Here is a 24209-nt window from a genome sequence, read left to right as displayed (position 1 = left end):
GATGTATACTTCACAATTGACAATCAGGAATCTAAAATCTAGGACTTGACATCTACCTATAGAATGATGCAACGACAATTTTATTCGATCTCAGGATTTCATTCTTCTGACAAAACCCTGGGGGAAACTCCTAAAAAACAGGAGCGTCCGATACACCGGGCGATCGTGTTAATGCTGGTGGCAACCGGTTTGCTTGGCCTGCACGCTAGTCGGCTGGTGGAATTGCAACTGGTACAAGGGAAGCAAAACCGCGAACGAGCCGAAAACAATCGCGTTCGCCTAGTGCCAATGCCGGCGAATCGCGGACACATTGTCGATCGCAACGGCAAGCTGCTAGCGGCGAACAATTTAGCTCGATCGGTATATTTGTGGCCGAAAGAACAAACGCCGGAAGAGTGGAAAGCGACAGCAGAAAAGTTGAGTCCGCTGGTTAAAATTCCGGCAAAAGAAATTTTACAAAAATTAAAACAGGTCGATCCTCTATCCTACAGACCGGTGCGGATCAAGCAAGCGATGCCGCCAGAGGTGTTTGTGCCGCTAGCAGAACAGGTGGGACAAATGCGGGGAGTGGAAGTGCGGCCAGAAGCGAACCGCTACTATCCCGAAGGCAGTTTGGCGGCTCACGTTCTCGGATATATTGGCGAAGCTACCGCAGCAGACTTGGAAGATCACCCGGAATATCCGATGGGGATGATTGTGGGTCAGATGGGCATAGAAGCGAGTTCTAACAAGCAGATTGCGGGAGTTTGGGGCGATCGGCTGATCGAGGTAAATGCTCAAAATCAAGAATTGCGGCTGATGGGAGAGACACCGCCCAAACCGGGCGAGGCGGTGCAGCTAACCATAGACTTGTCCATGCAAAAAGCAGCCGAAAAAGCCTTGGGGAACCGCCGGGGGGCAGTAGTTGCCCTGGACGTGAAAACCGGCGCGGTATTAGTTATGGCCAGCCACCCGACTTTTGACCCCAATCTGTTTACGCGAAAAATCACTAAGGATGACTGGGCAACTCTTCAAGACCAGGAAAATTCATTTTTGAATCGTGCCATGCAAGGCTATCCCCCCGGCAGCACTTTTAAAATTGTGACTTCCGTCGCGGGCATGGAGTCGGGCAAGTTTTCGCCGGACTCAATTTTGAGCACTTCGGCTTACATTACTGTGGGGGGAATTGATTTTAACGAACACAGCGGCGGTTACGGCTACATAGGCTTTCGGGAGGCCTTGGCTTTCAGCAGCAATACGTTTTTTTATCAAGTGGGGATGAGTACGGGGCCGGAGCAAATTTCTAAGTGGGGACACCGCTTGGGAATTGGTAAGGATACCGATTTGAAGCTTTTGGGGCTGAGTGGCGGGGATCACGGTCAAATCCCGACGCCGGAGGAGAAGGAGAAAATTTATAAAGAACCTTGGTATGCCGGTGATACAGTAACGATGTCGATCGGTCAGGGGTTGGTGTTGGTGACTCCTTTGGAGGCGGCGGTGATGGTGAGTTCGATCGCTAACGGCGGCTATCGGGTGAAGCCTCATCTTTTGACTTCTATGACCGGCAAAGCGGAGACTAAACGGGTATATACGGGGATGAAACCTTCAACAATTCAGGTGGTTAAGGAGGGACTGATCGCGGTGGTGGCCGAGGGTACTGGACAGGGGATGAATGACGGTACGATTCCGATGACGGCGGGCAAAACAGGGACTTCGGAGGTTATTGGACAGGAGGATCACTCTTTGTATGTGGCCTTCGGGCCTGCTGACAAGCCGGAAATTGCGATCGCCGTGGTTGTGGAAAATGGCGGTTATGGTTCTGTTGCCGCGGCCCCGATCGCGAAAGAGGTGTTTCAAGCTTATTTTGGGCAACCGAAAAAGGTCAAGAAGCCAGTAGTTATTAGTCCTTAGTTATTGGGAATGGGGAATTGGGAATTGGGAATTGGGAGTAGTTTCTTGTTCTTCCTTCCTTCTTCCTTCTTCCTTCTTCCTTCTTCTTTCTTCCTTCTTCTTTCTTCCTTTTTTCTTCCTGACATCCGTTACATCCGTTACAGAATCCGTTGCCGAACTTCCTTCTTCTTTCTTCCTTCTTCCTTTTTTCTTCCTGACATCCGTTACATCCGTTACAGAATCCGTTGCCGAACTTCCTTCTGACTAATGACTAATTCAGCCGCATAAATATTGTAGCTTTGCGAATTCCTGTTATTTCTCCCGTACTGGTGACAGTGAGCGATCGCAAGTGGTCGAACAACGGTCTTGCCGAAAGTTCAATTAACCTCAACAGCGGGATTTGTTTTTCCCAAATTGCCCTGCTGGATGGCCAGTCTAAATAAAAATAGCCGTCGTTAGATGGCGGTAGCGGTTCAATGCTGGTTTGAAAATCTTGATTGACAACTAAAGAGCCTGTTTCGGCTGCTTCTAGTGCTGCGTCCATTGCTTCTACTGAAGTGGTAAAAATTTCGTATTTGCCGACGGTGGCTCGAACTCCTTTTGCCTCGGTTTCGATCGCACTTTTTCTATTATTTTTTTTACCCGAATTCTGGCTCGTTGTCAACTGCGTCCAAGCGGTAATTTTCTGGTTTCTGAGAGTGAAGCTGCCGATGCTGTATTCTTTGCTGCGGGCAATTTCATCGAGTTTGTCGATCGCCTTTTGGGTATCAGCAGAGTTTTCGGCGGCAAAAATCCAATCGGCACTATTTGACGAATTCGGAAGCACTGCTAAAGCGTATTCTCCTTGTACCCAGTCAAATATATCCTGCGGCAGGTTGACGCCCCAAACTTGCTGAATATCTGCCAGGGTGCGATCGACTAAATTTGAGACTTCAGCGTTAGCTGACACCGCCGATGACAAATCAGCCCAAAAATTCCTTAAATCGGTGCTGGCGACCGCGAGAGGACTGGCTGAGGGAATGTACTGCAAGGCTTGCACAGGTTCGGAGAGTGTTGGAGAAGCTGTGTTTTCTCGCGATGTCACTAAAGCAGTTTGAGCCAGCAATCCCCGTCGGTTAACTCCGACAGCAACTGCGAGAGAATTAAGAGAAACTTGGGAATTTTGCTCGGCTGCTGACTGCGGGAGATTGACAAATGCTAAAGCGATTCTGCCTTGAGTTAGCTGCTGCAAAGCTTTTTGATATTCTGGGGTATTATTGAGATTTAGGTTGGCTGATTCAACGTTATTAATTGCATCTCGAATCACAATCGGGCTATTGGAAAATAAAACAAAACTTTCGTTATTCCCAGAATTTAAATTACCGCCGATGGCTGCTGTTGCGAAGCTGGATGGCAACTTTGAAGTCGGCAGAGAAAACGGGTTAAAAGGCGAAAATGAAGCAGATTTTTTCTGGGCTCTTGGTGCTTGTTTATAATTAATTCTCACGCCTTTATATATTTCCGACTGCACTGTTTTATCGGCACGAGATTGTTGGCGCCAGTAGGAGTCGAGAAATTGTTGGCTGCGATCGACCTTTTGGGAGGAAACCGCCAGCAAAAACCCGGTTTGTTGGCCGTTGCTGCTGTCGCCATCTAAATCTGGCGTTGTGACGGCGAGGGTAATTTCGTCACCTATCCAAGGTTGGATATCTCTACTGTAATCGAGGCCTGTACTGGCGAGGAAACTTTTTTTGATTTGCTCAAATTCCGCGTGCGATCGACTTCTTTCTTCGGGACTGGCAAAAACTTGCCGCAATGCTTCGAGGCGATCGGGATTTACCAGCATTGATGCTAACAAAGGTGCTTGTTTCGAGACAAACACAGCCGCAGCCGGAGTAGTTGTCGGCCCGCCGGCGAGCAAATTCAGGGGAGTGTGAGTTGTCAGCCAGTAAAAACCGCCGGCACTCAAGCCTAAGAGTGCCAAGACGCCCGCAATGAGGAAAGAAAAGAACGATCGCAACTTCATCGGCAAATGACAAATTACCACAGTCTCTGATTATACACCCAGAACCCCGACTTGTTTCAAAAGCCGAGGTGCTCGCCACATTGTTAGTTTTTAATTCGATCGATCTGGCAATCTAGCTATCAGCTTTTCCAGGGATAATTGAGGCAATTCTGACAACAGTAATGATAAGTTTTCTGGGGATAAACCGAGCAAATAGGGGATGAGAGTAACCGGGCGTTCTTCTAATTGTCCTGATTTACTGAAACGGTTGTTCAAAACACTTTCTGCTAGCAAAGTTTGGACTTGTTGGCGATCCGTTTGGGCGATCGGCAGCATAGACAATTGCACCAACAACATCGTAAACTCGGCAGTAGGTAGAGCCGATACCGATCGGAGAAAGGTGAGAGTTAGCGGGTCTAACTCCCCAAATCTGACCTGCAAGAAACTCTCTAAAATCAACCGCTGTCCTTCTTCTCTTCCTTCTTCTCTTCCTCGTTCAATGCCTCGTTCAAGACCTCGTTCAAGACCTTGTTCAAGACCTTGTAGTCGTGCTTCTTGTAAATGTTGTTGAAAAAGGGGTACGATCGCCATAACTAACTCCTGATCTTCATCATCCATTGTGGGATTAGTTGGTGTATTCGCTTGCAAATTTGCTTGCAAGGTGTAAAGTAATTGTAGCGCATTAGCTCGGAGTGAAGCATCAAGAGGGAATGCAGTTAATTCCGCGATCGCCCCTTGCTGCACCCGACCCCTACCCAACATCCGCAACCACATAGTCTCTGGAGTCCTCGGTAGCTGGTGAATAGCGATTAAGCCAACTCTCCAAACCTCCGATAAAAAATAAACTCCCCTCCCCCAGCCCTCAGAGTCTTCAGGAGTCCGAAAACCAAAACTGCTTAATAAAGCCTCCGAAGCAGTAGGAGTGAGAATCCATAACATCGGTAATTGTCTTTCCTCAAAACGTTGATCTTGTCGATTAGCCCGCCGCCCCTGTTCTGCCCTACTATTTAATAACTTAACGACACAGCTAAAAATTCCCTCAGCAGTCACAGGATTGCGAAACGGTTCAATTATCGCCGCCGTTGCAGCCATTTTACCTAACAAACCCAAACTTTGGACATATTCGCCCTCAAAAGAAGTTGGTTGAAACCAAACATCAATTTCTCTAACTTCAGCAGTGACATTTTTGCTCGTTTCTACTTCTCCAAGAGGCGACAATAACTCTTGCAGGTATTCTTTTGCAAACTGATCGTGGGGAAACTTAGTCATCCGATTTTAGATGGGATATTTTAGATTTTAGATTTTAGATTTTAGATTTTAGATTTTAGATTTTAGAAGCAGGTTGTCTACCACGGCACTCCTCGCGCATCGGAAAAATCGGCATCTATAACCGCCCCCGGATCGAATACAGCATCAGTTAAATCAGCTTTTCTAAACGACGTTACCGACAATTTTTCTATTTCTTCAACAGCGATAAAAAAGCCGATCGCAGTTAACCCAAGAATTACCCCAGAAACCAAAAATAAGACAATTCCCCTGATAGTATCTCCGCCAAAAAATGTCACAATACCGCTAGCGCCGATCGCAGCAGCAGCCCCAGCCACAGCCCCCGCCACAATTCCAGCCTCGCCCCGAGTCGCAGCAATCGCCGTAGCAGCCGTTCCGGCCACCGCCACAGCCCCCGCATCCGCCCCGGCTATCAGTCCAGTCAAAGCCCCAGCCGTCGTCACTGTCACCGCAGTTACCCCAGCCCTAGCAATCAAATTTCTCACCCGCCTGCGGCTTTGTCCGGTTCTGACACCCTGAAAATTTGCCCCCCTCAAAATCGCCCCGGTGAAATTGCAGCCTCGAATGTCGCAACCGCTGAAATTCGCCCCAGATAAGTCAAGCCCTTTAAAAGAACGGTTCCGCAAGTTTTGGTTAGCAAAATTGAGATTTCGAGGTAAAGTCATTCGATTTTAGATTTTAGATTTTAGATTTTAGATTCACAACCCAAAGACCTAGGATTATAGATTTTAGATTATAGATTTTAGATTAACCAAGCACAGGGCATTTAGAATAAAGCCTGTGGTTTATAACGAGTTTCCATGTCTCCCATCTCCGAATCCCCATTTTCCCCCGAACAAATTGCTGGTGAAAGACTCACACCTGAAGAATATGAAGAAATCGTTCAGCGTCTCGGTCGCCATCCTAATAAAGCTGAATTGGGAATGTTCGGCGTTATGTGGAGCGAACACTGCTGTTACAAAAATTCGCGACCGCTATTAAAACAGTTTCCCACAGAGGGCGATCGAATTCTCGTCGGGCCCGGAGAAAATGCCGGCGTCGTAGACTTGGGAGAAGGCTTGCAACTCGCCTTCAAAATTGAATCGCACAACCACCCGTCAGCAGTCGAACCCTTCCAAGGTGCAGCAACCGGTGTCGGCGGGATTCTCCGCGATATCTTCACAATGGGTGCACGCCCGATCGCACTTTTAAATTCCCTGCGTTTCGGCAACTTAGACGACGCTAAAACTCAGAGATTGTTCAAAGGCGTAGTATCGGGAATTTCCCATTATGGAAATTGCATCGGCGTGCCCACAGTTGGCGGCGAAGTTTACTTCGATCCTGCCTATTCCGGCAACCCATTAGTTAACGTCATGGCCTTGGGTTTAATGGAAACTCAAGAAATCGTAAAATCCGGGGCATCCGGCATCGGAAATCCCGTGCTTTATGTCGGTTCAACTACTGGCAGAGATGGCATGGGAGGAGCAAGTTTTGCCAGTGCAGAATTGACAGACAAATCTATGGACGATCGCCCCGCAGTCCAAGTAGGAGATCCATTTTTAGAAAAATCCTTAATTGAAGCTTGTTTAGAAGCATTCAAAACCGGTGCAGTCGTCGCCGCCCAAGACATGGGTGCAGCCGGAATCACCTGTTCGACATCAGAAATGGCAGCCAAAGGCGGCGTCGGTATTGAATTCGATTTAGACAAAGTTCCCGTTCGAGAAAGCGGCATGATTCCCTACGAATACCTGCTTTCAGAATCCCAAGAACGGATGTTGTTTGTGGCCCAAAAAGGACGCGAACAGGAATTAATCGATATTTTCCACCGCTGGGGATTGCACGCCGTAGTAGCGGGTACAGTGATTGAAGAGCCGATCGTGCGAATTCTATTCAAAGGCGAAATCGCTGCCGAAATTACCGCAACTGCTTTGGCAGATAACACGCCAATTTATCACCGAGAACTGTTGACAGAGCCGCCCGAATATGCTAAAAAAGCATGGGAATGGACGGCGGATTCGCTGCCACAATCCACAGTTGCAGGTATCGAAATTAACGGTAATTTCCAAACTTGGAATCAGATTTTGCTGACGCTTTTAGATACTCCCACCATCGCTTCTAAACGCTGGGTTTATCGCCAATACGACCATCAAGTGCAAAACAATACTGTAGTTTTGCCGGGAGGCGCTGATGCTGCCGTTGTCAGATTGCGTCCGCTAGAACCTTGCCAATCTTCCCTTGCTGAAGGGCTAGAAGTACACCCCCTTGCTAAGGGGGATCTACAGAGAGAAAATGCTATTTCTCTAGCTTCGGAAAGCAAACAGGAAGAAGAGGTAATTCCTCTATTTAAAAAGGCACAAGGTAGGGAAACTCCAAAAGTTTCTCCCCCCCTTAGCAAGAAGGAAGCGCCCCTGGGGACTATTCCTGGAGTTGCTGCAACGGTTGATTGCAATTCTCGTTATGTTTATCTCGATCCTTATGAAGGTGCAAAAGCAGTCGTAGCGGAAGCAGCGAGAAACTTAAGCTGTGTGGGTGCTGAACCTCTGGCAGTTACTGATAATTTGAATTTTGGCAGTCCTGAAAAGCCGATCGGATATTGGCAGTTAGCGTCAGCTTGTCGCGGAATTGCTGATGCTTGTCGGGAGTTGGGAACGCCTGTTACTGGCGGCAATGTTTCTCTTTACAATGAAACGGTTGATGCTGAGGGAAATCCTCAACCCATTTATCCGACTCCGGTAATCGGAATGGTGGGGTTAATTCCCGATTTGAAGAAGATTTGCGGCCAAGGTTGGCTCAAGAAAGGTGATTTAATTTATCTGTTGGGAATTGGTGATGCAAAGGAAGCAGAAAAGTCTCAAGATTCTGAACTTACCTTTTTTCATTTTTCCAATTCTGAACTCAAAACAGAAAAGCCAAAACTTCCTGCTTTTGCTACTCTCGGAGGTTCGGAATATTTAGCGGCAATTCACGGGATTGTAGCGGGGAAACCGCCAAGGATAGATTTTGAGTTAGAAAGAAAAGTGCAATCGGTTTGCCGCGATGGAATTCGACAAGGTTGGGTAGGTTCTGCCCATGATTGTGCTGAGGGTGGAATTGCGATCGCCCTCGCGGAATGCTGTATTTCTGGTAAACTGGGTGCGGAAATTCATCTCAGTTTCAATTCGGCAAAGGTCGGCCGCTGGGATGAAATTTTGTTTGGTGAAATGGGCAACTGCATTGTAGTTTCAGTCGCACCGAAAAATCAAGGAGTTTGGGAAGCTTACCTGCAAGAACATTTGACTAAAATGTGGCATAAAATCGGTTTAGTTGGGTGTGCTGAATCACCTTTGCGGGTGCTGAGTGCTGACAATCAAGCGTTAATTAAGGTTGGGATGGGTGAGATGGGCGATCGATTCTATAATGCGATCGAGCGTCGGATTGCATCTGTTTGACAACCTGAAGTTTCGATACCCCTAAATCCCCCTTAAAAAGGGGACTTTTAATACTCTTGTCCCCCCCTTCTTAAGGGGGGCTAGGGGGGATCTCCGGGTTTAAAACACGCCCAATAACCCCAACTTCTTACAAAATTCACGATTCTTAGAAAAACCTATAACAGAAGTCCGGGTTCTTAGACACTATACAATATAAACAGTATCATTCATAAAATAAATGATTTGCTGTATCAATCCCGACTGCGCCAATCCTCAAAACCCCGACGGGCAAACATATTGTATCAGTTGTGGCGTTAAACTCGTCCCCATCCTGCGAAATCGTTTCCGCATGATAGGATTCCTCGGTAAAGGCGGTTTCGGCAGAACCTATTTAGCAGAAGATATCGACAAACTCAATCAACGCTGTGTCGTTAAACAATTAGCACCAAATGTCCAGGGAACTTGGGCGATTAACAAAGCAGTAGAATTATTTAAGCAAGAAGCCAGACAACTGCAACAGCTAGGACAACATCCCCAAATTCCATCCCTTGATGCCTATTTTGAAGAAAACAACTATTTGTATCTGGTACAACAGTTTGTCGATGGCGATAATTTATTTAAGCTTTTGCAAAATCAGGGAATTTGGCAAGAAAAGCAAGTTAAGCAACTATTACTCGAACTCCTACCTGTTCTCAAGTTTATTCACGAACAAAAAATTATTCACCGAGATATCAAGCCTGAGAATATTATGCGCCGTCGCAGCGATGGTTTATTTATGCTTATTGATTTCGGAGTTTCCAAAGAGTTGTCGGGAACAGTGATATCGAGACTGGGAACAAAAATTGGTTCGGATGGTTATGCACCCATTGAACAAATGAAAGGGGGTGAAGCTTATCCAGCCAGTGATTTGTTTAGCTTGGGGGCGACGGCTTTTCATCTGCTGACGGGGGTAGATCCTTATGGTTTGTTGCTAGAAAAAGGTTATAGTTGGACTGAAAATTGGCAGCAATATTTGAAAAAGTTGATCGACAAGGGATTAGAATTGATTTTATCTAAGTTGTTGGCAAAAGATATCCAGCATCGCTATCAATCAGCAGATGAAGTTTTAAAAGATTTTCAACGTCAGTCAACGACAACTTCCCCACCACCGCCGCCGCCACCGCCGCCACCTGTTCCCCCAACAATCATTTCAACTAATACAACGAGGCGAGGTTTTTTAGAATTAGCGGTTTTTACTGGAGGAGGGTTTGTATTAGCCTTGTGGACTCAAAATTTGTTGAACAACAAATCTTCTTCATCACAAACGTTTGACTTTGAAACGGTGACAGTCAACTCAACGGGACAAATTGCCAGTCGCAGTCAAGGACAAGCACGGGTTTTTACAGAAAATATTGGGAATGGTATTACTCTAGATATGGTCGCAATTCCTGGAGGTAGTTTCGTGATGGGCTCTCCCAATACGGAAGCAGGGCGATATCACAGTGCAGGGCCACAGCGGAGTGTGAATATCTCTCCTTTTTTTATGGGTAAATATGAAGTCACTCAAGCACAATACCAAGCAGTGATGGGAAATAACCCTGCTTATTTTAAAGGTGCGAAACGTCCTGTAGAACAAGTTGCCTGGAATCAGGCTGTGGAATTTTGCCGGAAACTTTCTCAAAAAACAGGCAAGACTTATCGCTTACCTTCGGAAGCCGAATGGGAATATGCTTGTCGTGCGGGAACTACAACACCTTTCTATTTTGGCGATACGATTACGCCGGATTTAGTTAATTTTGATGGCACTTCTTCCTACGGTGCAGCAGCGAAGGGACTTTATCGCCAACAAACAACGGATGTGGGGAGTTTTCCACCTAATGCCTTTGGATTGTACGATATGCACGGAAACGTCTGGGAATGGTGCGCTGATCCTTGGCATGATAACTATCAAGGTGCGCCGTCAGATGGCAGAGTGTGGGACGAAAAGAGTAATGATAATCGTTATCAAAATTATGATTTATTAGTCAATATTAAGAATGATAACCGAACTCGGCTGCTGCGCGGCGGTTCTTGGAACTGCGTTCCGAGGATTTGCCACTCGGCTATTCGCGACGTCCTCTATCCGCCGGACTTTGACAGCTACGACTTCGGTTTTCGAGTTGTGTGTGTGGCTGCGTGGGCTCCTTAGTGGTAGGGTGCGTCGCATTGAACAATCTGCAAATCAAATCGACAATCTCGCAGCGACGCACCGCGAGAGTCAATCAGGTGCGTCGCCATCTCAAAGTTGCAAATAACATCAAAAATCTCACAGCGACGCACCCTACAAATTAGCCCGGTTAATAGTCAGGTGCGTCGCCATCTCAAAGTTGCAAATAACATCAAAATTTTCACAGCGACGCACCCTACAAAAACGGAAATCTCCCAAACCTGGTTTATAATAATTGAAATATGCCAAAGTCGCACATCAGGAAGGACAAAAAATATGACCCTCAATCTTCCTCTTCCCGATTCAATTCAAAATTTTATTAACGAACAAGTGGCAATCAAAGGCTACAGCAATGCAGCCGAATACATCTTGCACCTAATTCGCCAAGAACAAGCAAGAACCGCGCGGGTTGAATTTCTAATTTTATGAATACATTTATAATTCTCTCAGAATAGTCCGAACTGGCAGAAATAGAGAACGCTGAGTCTTTCTAAAAGGCACAAAACCCTGTTTTAACCAAAACGCTTTTGCCTCCTCGTTTCTAGTATCAACCCTAATCGCCTGAAATCCAATAATTTCTTGTTCAAATAGCAAGCAAATTCGACGATAGGCATCTGCCAAAAGTATGCGGCTTATTCCTTGCCCTTGCCACACCCGATCGAGCAAACTGTCCTATCAAGATAGCCGGAATCGGGAAAGGAAGCGGTTGCTTGTATTCATCTGGCAATTCTTTAACAGGAATTGTCGAGGCACTAAGAGTATAGAATCCACAAACCTTTGCCTCTCCCGGTTCCACAATCATCAAAAAAGTTCTAGAAAAACCAGCTTCATCAGCCGTTTCAACTAGATTTTTTAGATAATTATTAATTTCCTCCTCTCCACAGTCAAACTCCTCTCTTTGTAGAGTAGGAAAAGTTTTCAGGCTGCAAAATCTCCATCCCACGGTTCACTCCTGTCATACTTATCCTTAAATTCAGCAACAGTCAACTTAAGTTCCTCTGATGCTGGTGGTGGGTTATCCCATAATTTTTTTGAACTTGCCCTTTGTTTCTGGATTGTAGCCTTTGAAAGTTGAGATTCTCCCCGGACACCCAAACCTTCTGGCAACAACTGGTACTCGCGCTGTAGAATTAAAAAGATTAGCACGATCTGCAAAATAATTACGACTGTTAACAGCAAAGTTTCCATATTTTCTGCCACTAATTTTAGTTGAAAAGACTTTATATGACCGCACAGATTCCCCTGATGATATCGTATGTCAATTTCAGGGAAAAGTCAATCGCTCGCGGTAAAAGTTACCGCCGCCGATACGACCAGTTTGGCAATCATATTCAGTTTATCCCAGGTTCAAACACGCACAGTACCGGAGAAAAGATAATTCTATGACTGCTACAGCCGATCGCCCTTTAAAACATTTTTGCATATAAGACTTGAAAAGTGCCGACCTCGCAGGCATTTCTCTAAGTAAGATGCAAATCTCATAGCAACGCACCCTACAAAATACGACATTACTTAATACTCGATCGCGCCCAAAATGACATTACATGGCAGCACAGCTCCCCATGATCGTATAGTAGGTCAATTTTATGAAAAAGTCAAGCTCGATCGCGCTTAAATTCTAATATTTGAAAAAGCCAGTGAAGCAATTTTGTAATTCATTTCCCATTGCACGATCGCCGATCTCTTAGTCCCCCTCTGCTGAGACGAAAGTGTGTATAGAAGCGATTTCAATCGCCCGATCGCGCCCAATCCATCGCCCCATTGCCCGATCGCCCGATCGCGCCCAATCCATCGCCCCATCGCCCACCACTCATCAAGGTTAATATAGGATCGGGGGGCGATCGATACTACAATGCCATTAAACGCCACATCGCTTCTGTCTGAAATGTTACACGAGTTGGAAATAATGACAGATCCGTGGCAAGATTAAGGGAATGTAATGTTAAGTTATGCGACGCTTTCGCAAACAAGATTTCCCGCTGAAACTGTCCCCCTAACCCACCTTCCCCATTAGGAACCCACCCATCTATGATTCCCAACCATTCCTTCGCGGCTGACGAGCATTCTAGTAAACCCGACAAGCCAGAGGAAGCTTGCGGCGTTTTTGGTATCTACGCACCGGGTGAAGATGTAGCCAAGTTGACGTACTTCGGTTTGTATGCCTTGCAGCACCGGGGTCAGGAATCCGCAGGGATTGCCACCTTTGACGGTGAAAAAGTCTACCTGCACAAAGATATGGGACTGGTTTCCCAAGTCTTCAACGAATCGAGTTTAGGTCACTTGCCCGGTAACTTAGCCGTAGGCCACACTCGCTACTCTACTACCGGTTCGTCCCGCGTGGTCAACGCTCAGCCTGTGGTTGTCGAAACTCGTTTGGGAAGTCTGGCATTGGCACATAACGGGAATCTTGTCAATACAAAACAATTGCGGGAAGAATTGCTGTCTCGGAAGTGCGAGTTTGTCAGCACGACGGATTCAGAGGCGATCGCAGTGGCGATCGGTTCCGAGGTAGACAAGGGCAAAGACTGGCTGGAAGCAGCGATCAGTGCCTTTGGTATGTGCCAAGGAGCCTTTAGTTTGACGATCGCCACCCCCAAAGGCGTGATGGGAGTCCGCGACCCCCACGGCGTCCGCCCGCTGGTAATTGGCATCCTCCCCACAACTCCGGTACGGTACGTTTTAGCATCGGAAACTTGCGGCTTGGATATTATCGGTGCTGAATTTTTGCGGGACGTAGAACCGGGAGAATTAGTTTGGATTACAGAGGAAGGTATGGCTTCCTTCCACTGGAGCCAGCAGCAGAAGCGCAAACTTTGCATCTTTGAAATGATCTATTTTGCTCGACCCGACAGCCAGATGGAAGGTGAAAGTTTATACAGCTACCGGCTGCGGATCGGGCGTTTGTTGGCAGCAGAATCTCCGGCTGAGGCTGATATAGTTATCGGCGTTCCCGATTCTGGAATTCCGGCGGCGATCGGCTTTTCTCAAGCTTCCGGCATTCCTTACGCCGAAGGATTGATTAAAAACCGCTACGTCGGGCGCACTTTTATTCAACCGACTCAGACAATGCGGGAGTCAGGAATCCGCATGAAACTCAACCCTCTCAAAGATGTGTTGGAAGGGAAGCGAGTAATTATTATCGACGATTCGATCGTGCGCGGCACTACCAGCCGCAAAATCGTCAAAGCCTTGCGGGATGCTGGCGCGACCGCAGTTCATATGAGAATTTCCTCGCCGCCGGTGACTCATCCGTGTTTCTACGGGATCGACACCGACAATCAAGATCAGTTGATAGCTGCTACTAAGTCAGTCGCAGAAATCGGCGCCCAAATTGGGGTAGATTCTTTGGCTTTCTTGAGTTGGGATGGAATGCTGAAGGCGACTAACGAAGACCCGATGAGTTTTTGTTCGGCGTGTTTCACTGGTGATTATCCGATCGACGTTCCAGAAATGGTAAAACGGTCTAAGCTCATATTAGAAAAAGCTGGAACCTAGAAAATCAAAAAGCGAGAAAGCGATCGCCCGTCACTTTCCGCGATTTATGGATTTTCAAAATTTTCTGGTAAGTCATTGCCAGAATGTGTGTAGAAATGTTACATTAACTTAGCTGTAGCAATAATTGCAGAATTTGTGAAGTGTAGTAAACAGTCGGTTGGGTAGAACTTGTGTGAAACCCAACACTCGGATTTTAGATTGGAGATTGCAGATTTGAGATTTGAGATTTGTCCTTCAATCTAAAATCGCCAATCTGAAATCGATGGGTCTTTCCCTACACTCTCGTTCACAATTTCTGCTCGAAGCGCTGTATGCTACCTGCAGACTGGAGGTAGTTCCTCCAGATGTCCACTCTCAGATTGAAGTCGCATTTCGCACCAACAACGGGCACATGAGATTTTTTCAGATAACAGGGTCGATCGCACTAATTTTTCCCACACAAGTATTCCGCAAGCCAACTTGCTTGAGAATCGCGGACGGGCTATTCATGCGAACTAAAGAACTTTAGAAACCCTTGCAGAGTAAAAATATGGCTCCTTGCAGTTTGAATGTTACCTCACCTGCATAGGGATACAACCCCCCGACTCATGTCGGGGAGAGCCAAAAAATTTAGATCTTAGTTTAAGCCCCCAGATTCATCTGTGGAGTGAATCTAAAATCTAAAATCTAAAATCTAAAATCGATTGACTGTTAAAAGAAGGCGGAATGCGGTTTCTCAAGTCAGCTTAAATCGGAAACTTCGTGCAATCAAACACTGTTCTCAATCCCCCGAGCAATCAAGGCTCATCCTCTCGTACAACAGAGTTACCTTTTACTCTTGCTGATATCAAGGCAGCCATTCCAGCCCACTGTTTTGAACCCTCGGCATGGAAATCTCTGGCTTACTTCTTTTTAGATATTGGAATTATCGCAGGTTTGTATGCGATCGCCTACACCGTCGATTCCTGGCTCTTTTACCCAATCTTTTGGTTGATGCAGGGAACCATGTTTTGGGCATTGTTTGTAGTGGGCCACGACTGCGGACACGGTTCATTTTCTAAGAGCAAATGGCTCAACAACCTGATCGGACACCTCTCCCACGCTCCAATTCTCGTGCCCTTCCACGGTTGGCGGATCAGTCACAGAACCCACCACGCGAATACAGGCAGCTTAGATAATGATGAAAGCTGGTATCCCGTGTCGGAGAGCCATTACGAACAAATGCGCTGGTACGAAAAGCTGGGACGCTTCTATTTGATGTTATTTGCCTACCCAATTTATCTGTTTCGCGGATCGGGCGATCGGGCAGGTTCTCACTTCATGCCCGGTAGCTCGCTTTTCCGTCCCTCCGAAAAATGGGATGTGTTGACGAGTTCCGCATCCTTGGTACTGATGGTAGGCTTTTTAGGCGCGCTAACCTATCAGTTTGGTTGGCTGTTTTTACTCAAGTTCTACTTGGTTCCCTATGTAGTCTTCGTGATGTGGCTGGATTTGGTAACATTCCTGCACCACACAGAAGCCGATATTCCTTGGTATCGCGGTAAAGATTGGTCTTTCTTGAAAGGTGCGTTATCTACGATCGATCGCGACTACGGAATCATCAATTCCATCCATCACGACATCGGGACTCACGTAGCCCACCACATTTTCTCGACCATGCCGCACTATCACTTGAAAGAAGCAACGGAAGCCATCAAGCCAGTGTTGGGCGATTATTATCGCAAGTCAACCGATCCAATTTGGAAGAGCTTTATTCGCTCTTACTGGGATTGTCATTTTGTCTCGGATACAGGTTCTGGAATTTGCTACGAATCGCCTAACACTCGGCGATCGGCTGAAGTTAAGTAGCTTAAATAAACAATAGAATATGCAAAAACCCGGCTTCTTAAAGAAACCAGGTTTTTCTTTTTTGCGCGTGTTTCATCAGATGTTTCACATCTGGAGGGGTGACAAACCGCCCCAAACCCCAATACGGTTCAGTTAGTGCTAAAAAAACCTATCATGCGTAGGTTGGGTTGAGGAACGAACCCTCCGTTTCACTCCGCCCAACATTTTCGCTACAATTTTCCTTAACCCAAGCGTATTGCTTTATAGACCTCTTTGTCACCCCCCCCAGCTAGCTGCCTCAAGGTTTTCAGCCTTCATTGTCCCGAAAAAATATATCAGCCACTGCTTTTTACGCCAAACATCCGGGATAGCCGACAGTTTTTTAATTTAAGGCTGCGATTTTTCCAAAGCTTGTATTACTGCTTCAGCCCTCGCAGTCCAACCAATAATACCGCTTTGGGCGCGAATCATATCGATCGCACTCTGTTTAAACTGTGGAAAGTAGCTGGCTGTAGCATCCTCAACGAGTAAACTTTCAAACCCCCGATCGTTAGCCTCGCGCATAGTTGTTTGAACGCAAACCTCAGTCGTGACTCCAGTAAAAATTAGGTGAGTAATCGCTTTTTTACTCAGTATTAATTCCAAATTAGTGTGATAAAAAGCGCCCTTGCCTGGTTTATTAATTACTATTTCATCAGGCATAGGTGTCAATTCAGAGATAATTGAATTGCCAGGTTCACCCAAAATTAAAATTCGTCCCATTGGACCTCGATCGCCAATTTTAAGTTGACTTTGACCCCGCTTTTGCTTAGATAGAGGACAATCAGAAAGGTCAGGTTGATGGCCTTCAATAGTGTGAACAATAGGGAGATGGCGATCGCGAAATGTCTCTAACAACAGCTTTACCGTTGGCACGATCGCCTGTAGTTGGCTGACATCATTGCCTAAAGCTTCACCAAATCCCCCAAGCTCCAAAAAATCTCGCTGCATATCGATGATAACCAAAGCCACACCGCCAGAGACTGGCAGTTCATAATCATAAGGTTGAGCAGATATTAAGACCATAGCGATATAGGTTTTTCCCAAATTACTAGGACTATGCAGCCAGCTTGGCTGACAACACTGTGGTTACTGTTAGGGGGGTTAATGACAAAGGTTCCGGCTTGGTGTTCGCCATTCTGGTCAGTTTGCGATCCAGTTAGTACATAAATATGTTCAAAACCAGTATGCGTGTGCCTTGGGACACTCGCTCCCGGCTCATACCGCAGTAGAGCAGCAGCCGATCCACTTTCGTTGTCACCATAAAGTCGGTAGATTTCCACTCCATCACGAAATGGTTGCCAAGCCAACTCATTCTGCCACGCCGCGATATTAGGTAAATCCTTAAGGAGCAAAGCTTGCTTCAGTAATTCAGTCATAGATATTCCAAAATTGATTAGTGTCCTGCCATACTCTTACCGATCTGAACAAAATCTGCATCTGCGATCGCACTTTCATAAGTAAAATTCCCGCCACTGATTACCAAAACCCGATCGGACAATTTCAGCAGTTCATCTAAATCTTCGCTCACCAGCAACACAGCTACTCCTCGGTTGCGAGCCTCAATAATCTGACCGTGAATGTACTCCACAGCAGCAAAATCAAGACCAAAGCAAGGATTCGCGGCAATTAGTAACTTAATATGTTCGGCGGAGAGTTCCCGCGCTAACACTGTGCGCTGTACATTTCCCCCCGACAGATTGCCTATAGGGGTATCTGGCGAAGGCGTTTTTATTTTGAAAGTATTAATTAAGCTCTTAGCAGCCTGCCTAATTTCTTTCAGGATGAGTAAGATACTTGCTTTAGCTTGAGGAGGGCGGTCAAACGTCCGCAGGGCTAAATTTTCTGCCACACTCATGTGTGGCACACAAGCATTATGAAGGGGTTCTTCTGGTAGTGCGAAGACCTGATGTTTAAACATCTCGGCTCGTGTTGCTGTATAAACTTCGCCATTGACCAGCACATCTCCACCTGTAGCAGAACGCTGACCTGCCAACACCTCCACCAATTCCCGCTGACCGTTGCCAGAGATACCTGCAATCCCAACAATTTCGCCGCTGTGAACTGTGAGGTTTACTCCAGTCAATACCTCCAGACCGTTGTCTTTATTGGCATGAAGGTCTTTAACTTCAAGGACAGGAATAGTCGTTGGGGGGGCTGTCTTTTCAACTTGTTTTGGCTCACGCCTTTCACCCATCATCATTTCAGACATATCCGAGACAGTCAGATCCTTTACCAAACCCTGACCTGCAAACTTCCCTTTACGCAGCACCGTGATGCTATCGCAAAACGCCATTACTTCCCGGAATTTGTGGCTAATAATTAACACGCTTAATTTTCCGGCAGTAACTTCTGCGCGCAGTAAACCTAAAACCTCATCGGCTTCCTGCGGAGTAAGCACCGAAGTAGGTTCGTCCAGAATCAAGATCCGACTCTGAAGATATATCTGTTTAAGAATTTCTAGCTTTTGTTTTTCCCCGGCAGCTAATTGAAAGATTGGGGTATCTAGAGGAACTCGGAAAGGAGCAGTTTTCATAAAAGCCTTTAACAGCTCGTACTCGGCTTTCCAATTAATCAAATTGGGGCTATCAAAGCGGGACAAAACCAGATTTTCGGCTACAGTCATCGCAGGCACAGAGGTGAAGTGCTGGTAAACCATGCCAATGCCGTACTTATGAGCATCGCGAGGACTTGCGATCGCGGTTTCCTGCTTGTCAATCAAAACTAGGCCTGAAGTAGGATTATAGAAACCCATGACACATTTAACAAGGGTACTTTTGCCTGCTCCGTTCTCGCCCAGCAAAGCATGAAACGTCCCTGGTTTTAGCGTCATCGAGAAGTTATCAAGTGCAGTCATCGTGCCAAACCGCTTAGTCATGTTAACCACCTCTAGTTCTGGTGGTTGAAGAAAGTTTTGAGTTGTGAAGTTTGAGTTGTGAGTGTCTAGATAATTTTGAGTATTTAGTGCTGAGTTTTTGGCTAGAGAGTCCCTCACTTCTGTCATGTTTTTATCTCCTGTAATTTTTTCAGTTTATCGGCTATTTATGAGCTTTGATTCTTTAGTTAGATTGCGTCATTCATTTCAAGGCTGGAACTATTTACTTTATTGTTTCCTCACACTTCAACACTTAAAGCTTTGATAAATGCTTCTGAATCAGCGACGGTTCCAAACACTCCTCCCTGCATCTGGATCATCTTGAGCGCCGCCAGATGGTTGCCATAATCTGTTGCGCCTGTACAGTCAGATAAGAGCAAACATTCATAACCGCGATCGTTTGCATCTCGCATTGTGGTATGGACGCAGACATCGGTTGTAATGCCAGCCAAAACAATATTTTGAATGCCTTTGCGTTTCAGTAGCAGATCTAAATCCGTGGCATAGAATGAGCCTTTTCCCGGCTTGTCAATCACCGCTTCTCCCGGCAAAGGCGCAAGTTCTGGAATGATTTCCCATCCTGCTTCGCCTCGAACTAGAATTCTGCCGCAGGGCCCGGGATCGCCGATGCCGGCGTTAATTTGGCGCGATCGCCACTGCTTGTTTTCTGGTAAATCTGCTAAGTCGGGGCGGTGTCCTTCGCGGGTGTGCATGATATGGAAGTGCTTCGCCCGTGCCACTTCTAAGACTTGCTTGATTGGCTCAATAGGAGCGCGAGTCAGTGACAAGTCGTAGCCCATCTTATCAACATATCCACCAATGCCGCAGAAATCAATTTGCATATCAATTATCAGCAGCACCGTATTTTCTGGCCGCAAATCGCCATTGTAAGGATAAGGATATGGTTCAGCTTCTACAAAACGTCCCATGTTTATCTTCCTTGCGATAAATTCCTGTTTTACGTGTTAGTTCCTAAAGATCCAGGCGCGCCGGTCAAAGTTCGTTTCGGCGAACAAGTAATAATCATGATCGCCAGCGTCAGAATGTAGGGCGAAGCATTGAATAAGTAGTAATAGGAATCCACCCCTACTGATTGCAAAGCGGGGCCGATCGCCTGCGCTCCCCCAAATAGCAACGAGGCGTATAAGCACTGAACTGGATTCCAACGGGCGAAAATTACCAGCGCTACCGCCATGAGTCCTTGACCGCTAGAGATGCGTTCTGTCCAGCTACCGGGATAGTAAAGGGATAAATAAGCACCACCAATTCCAGCTAAGAAACTGCCCGCGATAATGCAGAGCATACGAACTTTATTAATGGAGATTCCCATTGCTTTGGCAGCATCTGGACTATCCCCAACTGCACGAATAAATAACCCCCAGCGAGTTGATTTAAAGAACCACTGCATTAGAGGGGCGATCGCTACACCTAACAAAAATAGGGGACAAATTTGTAGCGCTGATTGCACCGGAGGCAGATGACTCCAAGCACCCAGAGGGAAACTAGGCAACTGGGGGGCACTTGGTTGAATAAAAGGTTTGCCAAAAAAGAAAGCAATTCCGCTACCAAAAATAATCATGGCGATGCCTACGGCAATGTCGTTTACTTTTGGTTGTATGCACAGCCAAGCGTGGATAAAACCTAGTACCATGCCAGCTAGACCAGCGGCTAAAACACCTAACCAAGGCGATCCAGTCTGATAAGAAATAGCATAGGCACTCATCGCACCCGTTAACAGTGTCCCCTCTAACCCCAAATTAATCTTGCCGCTTTTTTCAGTTAAGCATTCGCCCAAACTGACGAACAGAAACGGAGCGCTACCCCGCAAAGTTCCTGCTAAGATACCCAAAGGTACTCCCCACCAACCTAATACTTCTGCTGCCATTGTGAATTCCTCCGATTTGAGATTTTGGCTTAACGTATTGCTCAGACAGCGGCTGCTGATGGCTGCTCGCTAGAAGGTGGCTGCTGAGGGCTATCGGTTGACCGTTCTTTGAAAAATGGCAAACGTCCGTAGAGCGATTCGCTAAACAGAACTACCAAAAAGACCAACCCTTGGAACACTAAAACCGTTGCATCTGGCAGTCCATGTGCCCGTTGCAAGATGCCGCCACTAGCAAGAATGCCGCCAAGCAGAATTGCCACAATAGTCGCAGCAAGAGGGTTGTGTCGAGCAATAAATGCGACTAAGATACCGCTGTAGCCATAGTTAGCATTAAGTGATTCGTTAGCTCGACCATGCACGGCTGCGACTTCCACCATGCCGGCCAAACCCGCACAAGAGCCAGCTAAGAAACAGATTGCCATTGTCAACTTGCCCACAGGAAGTCCGGCAATTCGAGCAGCGCGGATGTTACCTCCTGCTGTTCTAGCTGCAAAGCCGAAGGTAGTGCGCTGGATTAGGAAGTAGGCGATCGCACAAGCAACCAACCCATAAATTAGACCGTAGTGAACGCGGGTTCCTGGAATATTTCCTAACATATTCACATCAGGAATTGGGTAACTAGAAATTTTATTGACACTGCTGGGGTCACGCATCACGCCGCCGACTAAATGATTCAGCAGGGCGATCGCAATATAGTTCAACAACAAGCTGCTAATTGTCTCATTTACTGCCCGGTAATAGCGCAAAGCTCCCACTGCACCAATCCACACACCTCCACAGACAATTCCTGCCAGCGCCATTGCAATTTGGACTAACGTCGGCGGTGCAGAAGATAAAGCCAGTCCAGTGGCTACAGCCCCCAGACCCCCAACTACTAAAGCGCCTTCGTTGCCGATAATCACCAGCCCCAAACGGGCAGGCAAAGCCGTGCACAGGGAACTCAACATCAACGGTGCAGCCCTAATCAGGGTGTTTTGGAATGAATGCCAACTGCCAAACGCTGCTTTGTAGATTGAGGCATAAACAGCAAAGGGATTAGATCCAGCCGCAGCACAAAAAATTCCAAACAATACCAATGAGAAGAGGATGGCGGCGATCGGGATACAAACCGCTTCCAAAGTTGTACGCCAGTTTTGACGGTTAATCATCATCAGAATAAAAGATGAATTACTAAGAAAATGATGAGTGTTGAATTAAAAACTTGCTTGTATAGCGGTTGCCGACGGGCGTGAAATACTTTCTTAGCGAAAGGAAGGGGTATGTAGGGACAAACCTGCTCGCCCCTACTCAGCTAATCAGCATTTAAGTTGTCCGCTAGACAATTTTGAATGCACATCAGCTAATTAACTCGTAACTTTGCCAATGACGCCTGATGCCAGCCAATTCATTTTTTCTAGTTCTGCGTCTTGCTGCTTGTAATCCTTACCTTCAGCAATCACAACTTTCCCGGTGTTATCTTTTATTTCCCCCTTATAAATGACCATGCTGCCATCAAGAAACTTACTCTTAGCAGCATCAGCATCCTTTTTCGCTTCGGCCATAACGGCGCTACCGTAGGGCGACAGCTTCAAAAAACCATCCTTCAAACCACCGCGTACTAAATGGGGAATGCCTCCGTTCATTAGCGTCTTGCCAGCATTAAGCATTTCAGCATACTTAGAATAGACATTCGTCCAGTCCCACTCGGCACCTGTTAAATATCCTTTGGGCGCAAGTTGAGCTTGACTCGCATGGTAGCCAGTACAGAAAATGCCTCGTTTCTCAGCCGTTTCCATCACTACTTTGGGGCTATCTACGTGACAGGTAATTACATCAACACCCTGGTCAGCCATACTATTAGCAGCATCAGCTTCTTTAACAGGCAAAGACCAATCTCCTGTAAAAATCACCTGAGTTGTAACTTCTGGCTTAATACTGCGTGCTCCTAAGGTAAAGCTATTGATATTGCGTAATACTTGCGGTATGGGTTTAGCAGCAATAAATCCTAATTTTCCGGTTTTAGAGGCGTGGGCGGCAACAATTCCTGCTACGTACTCACCCTCATCAATGTAGCCAAAATAGCTGCCAACGTTATTTGGATGCTTGCCTTCCTGATAAAGTCCACCGCAGTGAAAGAATTGTACCTCCGGGTAATCCTTTGCCAGTTTCAGAATATGCGGGTCAAAGTACCCGAAGGACGTAGGGAACAGAACCGTTGCCCCATCCTGTTCAATCATGTTCCTCATGGTTTCTTGTACCGATGTAGTTTCAGGAACATTTGCTTCCTCTACGGTTTTTACCCAGGCTAATTTTGAAACCCCAGCGTTCCCTTCTGCTTGGGCTTGATTGTAGCCGTAGTCATCTTTGGGACCAACATAAATAAATCCCATCACAATTGGCTTATCTTTTCCAGCCGAGTTTGCTTGAACCTCTTTAGCAGGACTACATCCAGTCCAAAGGCGCGATGTGACTGCAAACGCTGTAGTAGATAAAATCCCACGAATTACTTGACGCCGAGGTATAAACAATGACTTTTTGGTACTCATTCTCTATGTTCTCACTAAAACTCTTTAAGAGGAATTCATAGCTAAGCTTTAACGCTTATACTTGCTGGGAATTGCTAGATATTCACGCTAAATTTGTCAGCTTTTAGTCTATCTATTCAACAATGAGATCAAATGCGTTAATAACTATTTACATTCAAATCACATCTTGAATTTAATGTAGAAGATTCATTGTGAACCAAAACTAATTCTAATAAAAAATTAGTTTTTGCTGGAAATGTTGTTTTAGGAAAGTCGAATTTCCCAAAAATTAATGATGTTTATCATATCCCAATTACTTTTAGTGGTAAGTTTTTTTATAAAAACTTAATAATATTAGCCAAATTGTCGCCCAAAAAGTTCGCTAGAAACAAAATTCAACAATAATGTTCACCACAAACAAAAAATAATTTTTGAGTTCGGGCACGCAACTAGCTTTTTAGTTTTGGACGCAACGTAAAAATAAGTCGAGGCTGAATCAAAAACAATAGAAATCGATCTTATAAAATCAGAAAAACTGTTCTTGATTTCTAATAACAGTCAATAAAAGGTATTTTACAGCGTATTCCAGCTTTATGAAGTACACCGCGCTCTCACGGGGTTTCTTTACAGTTCTCGCATCCTTACTGATTCTGTTCCATAAACCCGGTTTCTCGCGATCTACATCTACATGGAATATGCTGTATTTCTATGGGAGATCTTTTGGGGTGGCCTTCTAGGTAGCCCCAAAGGTAAAAACTAAATGCAGTAAAGCTTAGTGAGGACTTCAGTCCGAGCAAGTTTTATGAGGACTTCAGTCCAATGGCACTGAAAAAGGCTTAATCACGCCCGCAGTTTAGCTTTCAAGACAGAGCGAGGTTCCTGCATTCGAGGATA

20 protein-coding genes are annotated in these 24209 nt (G+C 46.1%); 6 read left to right on the top strand and 14 right to left on the bottom strand.

The features are described from left to right. Positions 1-63 precede the first annotated feature (63 nt). A complete protein-coding gene (gene mrdA / locus QUA54_RS07935) occupies positions 64-1890 on the top strand; it encodes a penicillin-binding protein 2 (protein WP_333414078.1) in 1827 nt (608 codons plus the stop codon). Here the strand turns inward: mrdA and QUA54_RS07930 are convergent. The 4 genes from QUA54_RS07930 to QUA54_RS07915 form a co-directional block, all read right to left on the bottom strand. Further along, complete coding sequence (locus QUA54_RS07930; RefSeq protein ID WP_333414077.1) at positions 1887-2015, bottom strand: hypothetical protein; 129 nt, start codon at positions 2013-2015, stop codon at positions 1887-1889. The two genes, mrdA and QUA54_RS07930, sit on opposite strands and share 4 nt — an antisense overlap. Positions 2016-2140: 125 nt before the next feature. Then, the gene (locus QUA54_RS07925; RefSeq protein WP_333414076.1) at positions 2141-3895 is read right to left on the bottom strand and encodes a DUF3352 domain-containing protein; all 1755 of its coding nucleotides are present in this window, start codon (positions 3893-3895) and stop codon (positions 2141-2143) included. Between the two features lie 69 nt (positions 3896-3964). Beyond that, the gene (locus tag QUA54_RS07920) at positions 3965-5122 is read right to left on the bottom strand and encodes a flagellar assembly protein H (RefSeq protein WP_333414075.1); all 1158 of its coding nucleotides are present in this window, start codon (positions 5120-5122) and stop codon (positions 3965-3967) included. A 77-nt stretch (positions 5123-5199) separates the two neighbouring features. After that, positions 5200-5805: a pentapeptide repeat-containing protein gene (locus QUA54_RS07915; RefSeq protein ID WP_333414074.1), complete on the bottom strand. Its 606-nt coding sequence runs from the start codon at positions 5803-5805 to the stop codon at positions 5200-5202. A 135-nt stretch (positions 5806-5940) separates the two neighbouring features. Between QUA54_RS07915 and purL the strand changes: the two genes are divergently transcribed. The 3 genes from purL to QUA54_RS07900 all read left to right on the top strand — a co-directional run bounded on the left by purL (position 5941) and on the right by QUA54_RS07900 (position 11140). Continuing rightward, a complete protein-coding gene (gene purL / locus QUA54_RS07910) occupies positions 5941-8547 on the top strand; it encodes a phosphoribosylformylglycinamidine synthase subunit PurL (RefSeq protein ID WP_333414073.1) in 2607 nt (868 codons plus the stop codon). A gap of 217 nt (positions 8548-8764) precedes the next feature. Continuing rightward, positions 8765-10693, top strand: coding sequence for a bifunctional serine/threonine-protein kinase/formylglycine-generating enzyme family protein (locus QUA54_RS07905; protein ID WP_333414072.1), 1929 nt, complete (start codon positions 8765-8767; stop codon positions 10691-10693). Positions 10694-10987: 294 nt separating this feature from the next. After that, a complete protein-coding gene (locus QUA54_RS07900; RefSeq protein ID WP_333414071.1) occupies positions 10988-11140 on the top strand; it encodes a hypothetical protein in 153 nt (50 codons plus the stop codon). 154 nt (positions 11141-11294) lie between these two features. Here the strand turns inward: QUA54_RS07900 and QUA54_RS07895 are convergent, their stop codons facing one another. The 3 genes from QUA54_RS07895 to QUA54_RS07885 all read right to left on the bottom strand — a co-directional run bounded on the left by QUA54_RS07895 (position 11295) and on the right by QUA54_RS07885 (position 12580). After that, positions 11295-11654 (bottom strand): hypothetical protein, encoded by a 360-nt coding sequence (locus QUA54_RS07895; protein WP_333414070.1) that lies wholly within the window; start codon positions 11652-11654, stop codon positions 11295-11297. After that, the gene (locus tag QUA54_RS07890) at positions 11630-11911 is read right to left on the bottom strand and encodes a hypothetical protein (protein ID WP_333414069.1); all 282 of its coding nucleotides are present in this window, start codon (positions 11909-11911) and stop codon (positions 11630-11632) included. Before QUA54_RS07890 ends, QUA54_RS07895 begins: the two co-directional genes overlap by 25 nt. 411 nt (positions 11912-12322) lie before the next feature. Continuing rightward, positions 12323-12580, bottom strand: a complete 258-nt coding sequence (locus QUA54_RS07885) for a hypothetical protein (RefSeq protein WP_333414068.1) — start codon at positions 12578-12580, stop codon at positions 12323-12325. Between the two features lie 159 nt (positions 12581-12739). Here QUA54_RS07885 and purF point away from each other — a divergent pair, with 159 nt between their 5' ends. Both purF and QUA54_RS07875 read left to right on the top strand, forming a co-directional pair. Continuing rightward, positions 12740-14206, top strand: coding sequence for an amidophosphoribosyltransferase (purF, locus tag QUA54_RS07880; RefSeq protein WP_333200174.1), 1467 nt, complete (start codon positions 12740-12742; stop codon positions 14204-14206). Between the two features lie 741 nt (positions 14207-14947). After that, positions 14948-16033, top strand: a complete 1086-nt coding sequence (locus tag QUA54_RS07875) for a DUF3474 domain-containing protein (protein ID WP_333414067.1) — start codon at positions 14948-14950, stop codon at positions 16031-16033. A 366-nt stretch (positions 16034-16399) separates the two neighbouring features. On the opposite strand, the gene QUA54_RS07870 is transcribed toward QUA54_RS07875, so the two are convergent. From QUA54_RS07870 to QUA54_RS07840, 7 genes are all read right to left on the bottom strand, one after another. Beyond that, complete coding sequence (locus tag QUA54_RS07870; protein ID WP_333414066.1) at positions 16400-17077, bottom strand: cysteine hydrolase; 678 nt, start codon at positions 17075-17077, stop codon at positions 16400-16402. Then, positions 17068-17430 carry a cupin domain-containing protein gene (locus QUA54_RS07865; RefSeq protein WP_333414065.1) on the bottom strand — a complete coding sequence of 121 codons (363 nt, stop codon included), beginning with the start codon at positions 17428-17430 and terminating at the stop codon, positions 17068-17070. Before QUA54_RS07865 ends, QUA54_RS07870 begins: the two co-directional genes overlap by 10 nt. A gap of 17 nt (positions 17431-17447) precedes the next feature. Then, positions 17448-19055, bottom strand: coding sequence for an ABC transporter ATP-binding protein (locus QUA54_RS07860; protein WP_333414064.1), 1608 nt, complete (start codon positions 19053-19055; stop codon positions 17448-17450). A gap of 110 nt (positions 19056-19165) precedes the next feature. Continuing rightward, the gene (biuH, locus tag QUA54_RS07855; protein ID WP_333414063.1) at positions 19166-19855 is read right to left on the bottom strand and encodes a biuret amidohydrolase; all 690 of its coding nucleotides are present in this window, start codon (positions 19853-19855) and stop codon (positions 19166-19168) included. Between the two features lie 29 nt (positions 19856-19884). Beyond that, entirely contained in the window at positions 19885-20811 is a 927-nt protein-coding gene (locus QUA54_RS07850) for an ABC transporter permease (protein WP_333414062.1), read from the bottom strand. 41 nt (positions 20812-20852) lie between these two features. Then, complete coding sequence (locus tag QUA54_RS07845; protein ID WP_333414061.1) at positions 20853-21962, bottom strand: ABC transporter permease; 1110 nt, start codon at positions 21960-21962, stop codon at positions 20853-20855. A gap of 192 nt (positions 21963-22154) precedes the next feature. Continuing rightward, the gene (locus QUA54_RS07840) at positions 22155-23336 is read right to left on the bottom strand and encodes a BMP family ABC transporter substrate-binding protein (RefSeq protein ID WP_333414060.1); all 1182 of its coding nucleotides are present in this window, start codon (positions 23334-23336) and stop codon (positions 22155-22157) included. Positions 23337-24209: the final 873 nt, after the last annotated feature.

It is taken from the genome of Microcoleus sp. MOSTC5 (genome assembly GCF_036701825.1).
Taxonomy (GTDB): domain Bacteria; phylum Cyanobacteriota; class Cyanobacteriia; order Cyanobacteriales; family Microcoleaceae; genus Microcoleus; species Microcoleus asticus.
This window is presented reverse-complemented; position numbering and strand designations above follow the sequence as displayed.